Origin of the sequence: Porticoccus sp. W117 (assembly GCF_030341905.1) — a bacterium.
Classification (GTDB): domain Bacteria; phylum Pseudomonadota; class Gammaproteobacteria; order Pseudomonadales; family Porticoccaceae; genus SCSIO-12696.
Genome location: NZ_JATAAF010000044.1, coordinates 1 through 6,144, shown reverse-complemented (window position 1 = coordinate 6,144; position 6,144 = coordinate 1). Strand labels below are relative to the sequence as shown.

The following is a 6,144-nucleotide window of genomic DNA, read 5'->3' as shown; positions in this document are numbered from 1 at the left end:
CGCTCTTTACGGGTTTTCTTGCGATGTTTTTCAAAGCCATCGGTCAGGGATTGTTGGCGCATCGGTATCTCGGGTTTGTGGATATGCTGTTATTATCGCTTAATCGATGAATTAATCAGAGTTGCCTTAGGTGTAGGGATAAATAGTTACGTCCCCTTTTACGCGTGAGTCCACCGTATCAGGGTACCGGCGTAATCTACATAGATACACTCACCAGGGTAGTGGGCAATTCGCATGGAGAGCTCTTGGGTTTTCTTGAACGCCCTATATCGCTTGGTGAAAGTGGAGTACTTCATGCCATCTTCTTGGTGAGAAGCCGCATATTCCTCGTGCAATTGCTCCAGGGTTTGGTATTTGCTGGCATTCAATAACTTATCCACATAGTGCCAGTCCGGTTCTGGCTTATCAGATACGTGGGGTATTTGAGGTAAAAGGAGCAGCTTTATCTGGCTATCGGCCAGCTTTTCGATCTCCTGCCACGACATTCCCAGCTTTTGAAGGCGTTTACGGTATTTCCCGTAGGTATTGTGTGATCCGCCCAATCGTCGGGCGATCTCTCGATTCGAGCAGTCGGTGTTGAGAATCAAATTGCATGACTCTCTATAAATGTTTTGAAACATCAATATTCTCCTGTTCCAATTTGGCCGCACTGGCTCCTTGACACTGATAGCCATCAGCTCCAATGCAGTTTTTTAAGGACGAATTTGTCCGCAAGTCCAAATTTTTAAAAACGAACCTGTCTTGACAAACGGGATATAGGGAGAGATACTGAGAGTGTCGCCCACTTATGTCGACACTCTCAGCAGAGGCCTCGAAAACTGATACTTTTCGAGGCCTCTCTCCTTTCTATCTAATCAAAACATTAGTCACTCATTTTTCACCTCCTAATTTTTAGCTGGATACTCATTCGTTCGAAAATGTGTCAAATTATTTCCTGCACATTGACACGCTAACGAACATTTAAAAAATCATTAAATGCATAATAAGTTATTGATTTAGCAAACAATAATAAAGCCTTAAAACTCTTACACAGATACCTGGCATATTTCAATAGCAGGAAAGTAAAAAATCGATTTATCGGTTTCTTTTTTTAAAAAAATGCATATTTTTTAATTAGAAAACCAAACTCACTAAGAGATGAAAGAAAAAACCAAGATTTTTATCGCAGATTTTTTAAATGGAAATAGTTAGGTTTTTTAGAAGGAAAATATAGAATAGAATGATCGCAAAAGCTTACTTAATAATCATTGCGTGTATATTAATTAAAAGTGAAGCAGCGCCTCATAGAATATCTAAATAGCACACACTCTCATTACATCTACCTTCCAGCTGGATAGATGCTCCCCGCCGTCTTTAAATATCAGCCTCAAAACAAAATTCAGTCGCACAGAAATTACTCTCGCCCCCAAACGACGAAGGTATTCAGCATGAAAAGAGAATGAAAACCGAGAGAGTGGTCAGTTAGGAATATCGCGGTGGTCACGCCTTGATAGCACAAGTGGTCAGTGCCGCATAGCGAGGTTGGTCATTTTCCATAGCCCCCGCATCTGCACGCACTACGCCCATCTGCCCACAGCAATACGCACTATTGACCACCTGCACTAAGAAAGCGTGACCATTCTGCTATCTTGGGCTGACCAATGGTGCGAAGTTTGCGGCCAGTTTCAGCGGAAGGTGTTTCAATCTAATAATTTGAAATTTGTAGAGTTCCTTTTCGTAAGATGTAAATTACAAGTGCATGCAAAAAGTTGCCCATGCTATTGTTACGTAGATGCATCGGATAACTCGCCAACACTAGAATCACATATATCTTTATATCGTGCCATCACACGATTACTGTACCTTTTAACATCTAATGTCACTGGTGTTTTCTCCAGTTTGTTTATTTGCTCACCGAGTCGAAAAACCTCCCTACAAACTGCTTTTATCATTGCGCTATCACCACTACCTTTTAATTCTTGGTGATATGAATGAATATCCGAAATTATACCTATCTGGGCAATGGCAATTTGTTCATCGTAGTAATCTGTCAGCTCATTGGCTGAATACATAGAGCCCGCTGTCAAACCTAATATAAATGTGATAAGGAAGAATAAAGCTAATGTCGTTTTTTTCATTTCACACCTTTTATGTAATCTATTACTGAACCACCTGCCTTACTATCCATAGCCGAGTTTATAGTCCCAACACCTGATGGAGTAACATCATCGAACCCTTCTTCTAGCTCCTCAACAAAATCATGGACATCCGCCTCTCCCCACAAGCTAACAGCCGAAAAACGACCTCTAAATATTTTAGAAAGGTTGGGCTCGCGATCATCTGCGTCGGTGCCTAACAGGCCAATCTCTAAAGCCAAGTCCTTTTGCATTTCATTTAAGTCCTGTAAAGCATCAATATCACCACTTAATAAAGGCATATATGCTTTCATAACATCCTTAGCTTGGTTAGAAGTTAAACCTGGGAATTGCTCAACAAACCAATCAACTTTCATATTTACAGCATTTCTATGGAATTTATTTGCTCTATTTGACTTATCTATAATCCCGCTACCCAATGAGAATGACCGAAGGAAATGTCTGACAGAACCGTCTCCCAGGATCGATGTATCATTCTCCCTGAGCGACTCATACAGCTTATCTTTCCTTTTTCCTGATATTCCTAATCTGTCTGCCGTATTTTCAAACTGTTTAAATAGCATTTCATTCTGTTTAACTATGCGAACCGCAGCGCCTGCCAAACGCTGTAACTCTCGCGGATTTTGGTACTTTCCTGCAAGGTCATTAAAATCAGCTTGAGAAAGGTTTGCAACTTCGGCACTAAACGCAGCTGCTGACATCCCATCAGGCGTCAACCCTTTCATTCTCAAATCATTGATTGATATACAAGAGAAGCAATTTCTATCCGTAAATTCACCTAAAAAAGCATTGTAGTAACGCTCACCTTCAAAGCTGAATCGGCTATATCCACTGGGGTCTGTCCCGTTTAGCGGATTATTCCAGATATACGAGTATCTATTGAGACTCTGGGTATTCAGAGGGTCTTGGATTATTGGGTCAGCTTGAAGGAATCGGGCAATCTTCGCATCGTAAATCCGCCCGTTCATGTGAACGATGCCCACTTCGTCCAGCATCTCGTGCCCGGTAAAGCCTCGGGTGGTGATGCCATGGGCGCCTTTGCCACTAACTGTACTGTCAAAGAACCCGGCGAGTTCTGTCGCCGTCAGGTCGCTCCAGTTTACGCCGTTTCTGCGCTCCCCCCAAGGGTCGAAGCTCAGTTCTTCAACGATGCTGCCCACGGCGTCGGTGATCACGTCCAGGCTGCCCAGGTGGTCGTAGTGACGGTAGTGGGTGTCTGCGCCGGTCAGTTGTTCGCTGGCGTTCAGGGTCAGGGTGACGATGGCCGCATCGCCAACGTAGCGTTTGATCTCTGTGGTGTTGTCGGCGTTTTCGATGATTTCGACGCTGCCGATGTACCAGGTGGTTTTGTCGATGCCGTTGTTGTTGTCATCGTCGGTGCGTTTGTAGCGCATCCGGTCCGGGCCGTATTCAAAGGCGGTGGTGTGGCTGCTGCCTTTTTGAATGGTGACGGGTTTGTCGAAGGTGCTGTAGGTCAGCGTTCGTCCATCGCCACTGGTGTTGTTGCCGTTGGCGTCGTATTGGTAGGTTTGCCCGGCGATGGTGGTGGCCGCGTGGGGCCCGGCGCTGTTTTGGCCGTAGCTGTAGTTGCCCACGTCACTTTTGTGGGTGATGTTGCCCAGGGCGTCGTAGCTGACGGTTTTGGTGGCACCGCCCACGGTGTAGTGGGTCAGGCGGTTGAGGCCGTCGTACTGGAAGGTTTCGCTGAGGTTTTTGCTGCCCGATAGTTCGTTGCGGCGGGTGAGGTTACCCAGGGTGTCCCACTGGTAGTCCAGTTCCTGGATATTGCCAAGGCTGCCACCGGCACTGGTGCCGTCGATGTCGGTCAGGCGCCCGGTTTGCGGGTCGTAGAAGTGCGCGGTGCGCACGCCGTTGCCGTACAGTTCGGTGGTGATGTTGCCACGGGCGTCCATGGTTTCGACGGTCTGGTAGGCGGTGACTGGGTTGCCGGCGCTGTTGTTTTGCACGCTGCCCACGGACTGCAGGTAGCCGTTGTTGTTGTAGCGGTGTTGCAGGCCCTGATAGCCAGTGGCGCCGTTGGGGTCGTTGGCCGCATCGAAGGTTTGGAACACCCGGCCGTATTGGTCGTAGGTGATTTCTTCGATGTAGGCGCCGCCCACCCCGTTGGTTCCCAGGCTGGTGGCGGTGTTGATCACCCGCCCCAGAGGGTCGTAGCTAAGGATTTGAACGTAGTCGTTGGTGCCGGTGTTACCGTTGTCTTGCTGCACGTTGGCCAGTTGGCCCAGGCCGTTGGCCGCGGTGTCATAGACCCAGAGGGTGTCCGCTTCCACGCTGTTGTTGGCCCGATGATCGATACGGCTGGTCATGCGGCCCAGCAGGTCGTAGACCATGGCGCTGCTTTGGCCTTTGCCATCGGTCTGGCCGGTGAGTTCGCCAAATTTGTTGTAGGCGTAGGTCCAGTTGCCTTTGTCCGGGTCGTTCATGGCTGTTTTGCGACCCAGCAGGTCGTAACCGATGGTGGTGACGTTGCTGCCCGGATCGGTCATTTGGGTCATGTTGCCCTGGGCGTCGTAGCGGTAGTGGGTGCTGCCATTGAGGTGATCGGTGATCTGCACCGCTTCGCCCAAGGCGTTGCTGCGCTGGGTTTTGCTCTGGTTCAGGTCGTTGGTGAGTGTGGAGCTAAAGCCACTGTAGCTGTGGGTGGTGGTGCTGTTGTCCGGGTGGGTCACCTGCTTGGGCCGGCCCAGAATGTCGAAGCTGTTTTGCGTCCAGTAGCTGGTGTTACCTTGGCCTGTGGTGAAGTACGGTTCACTCTGCCGCGCGGTGCGCGCCACGGTGTCGTATTCAATATCAGAAGCGCTCCAGCGGCCGTCGAAAGCTTTCGCCAGGGTACGCACTTCACGGCCCAGTTTGTCGTAGCACACTCGGCTTTCGCCGCCACCGGCGGTTTGCACCAGGCTGACGTATTCCGCATTACTGGGACACTGGGCCATGTCTGCGCTGTTGTCGCTCAGAGTGGTTTTGCTGAACGCACCGCTGTCGCTGCGCTCGAAGTATTGTCGGCCAAAGGCGCTGTAGGCCATGTAAATACTGGCGCCGTTGATGTCTTCCACTTCGGTGGGCTGGCCGTAGGCGTTGCGGCTGATGACGTCGCTGGTTTTGTGGCCCAACGAGTTGTACATAGCTTCTTCGTAACGGCCCAGGGTATCGAACCGGGTTTCGCTGTAGCGGGTTTGACTGCCGTCCGTCACTTCAGAACGGGTGCGCTTGCCAAAGACGTTGTAGAGGTGGGTGGTGGTCAGGGTATAGGCGCTATTGTCCGGCTCCACAATCTCGTCTTTGAGCAGGCCTTTGACACCACCCTTGCTGTTGTAGGCCGTCGCTGTGGTGCTGGTGTAGTAGTTGTAGCCCAGTTTGCGGGTGACGGTGGTCTCGCCGGTGCGCTCGGTTTGTACGGTACTGCTGGTGAGCAGGCCGCGATACTCGCCGTAGTCACTGTCCTCGCCACTGTAGCTGTTGGCGCTGTCGTAGACGTTGGTGGTAGTGACTTTGTATTGGTGGCCACTGGTGTTCAAGCCGGTGGTGTTGTCCACGGTGGTGGCGATTTGCGTCAGTGGGTTGCCGTAGCCGTCTTCGGTGGTTTCCGTGGTGACGGTTTTGAGCAAACTGCCCTGGGTAGTGGTGGCGCCGCTGGCGTTGTCCACCAGGTCGTAGGTTCTTTGGACGGACTGCGCCAGGTAAGGACGAAAGATTCCCTGGCCGTTGTTGAACAAGGTCAGCTGTTGGTATTTACCACTGCTGTTGCTCGCCACACTGGACCAGTCGGTGAGATGACCGCTGTTGCCCAGAGTGCCCGGTGTCGCCGGGCTATTCCAATCCCAGACTTTGAGTTTCCAGATGTTGTCGGTTTCACTGAGCAAGTGGCCTTCTTTACTGCGCACTTCCACTTTGCGGGGGTGACCCTGGAACGGGAAGTCCTGGCGGTACCAGGTGGTGTTTTGAACGCCCGTTGTGGCGTCCACTTGGCGCATTCGGCCAAAGCCCAGAA

At 50.3% G+C, this 6,144-nt stretch carries 3 protein-coding genes; all 3 read right to left on the bottom strand.

Annotated features, from left to right (window positions below; translation table 11 throughout):
• Positions 1–158: 158 nt before the first annotated feature.
• Positions 159–620, bottom strand: a complete 462-nt coding sequence (locus QSV34_RS15060; RefSeq protein WP_289156058.1) for a hypothetical protein — start codon at positions 618–620, stop codon at positions 159–161.
• A gap of 1,143 nt (positions 621–1,763) precedes the next feature.
• Complete coding sequence (locus tag QSV34_RS15055) at positions 1,764–2,117, bottom strand: hypothetical protein (protein ID WP_289156056.1); 354 nt, start codon at positions 2,115–2,117, stop codon at positions 1,764–1,766.
• Positions 2,114–6,144: RHS repeat domain-containing protein (locus tag QSV34_RS15050; RefSeq protein WP_289156054.1), on the bottom strand; the 4,031-nt coding region annotated here is incomplete at its 5' end. The genes QSV34_RS15055 and QSV34_RS15050, both read right to left, overlap by 4 nt.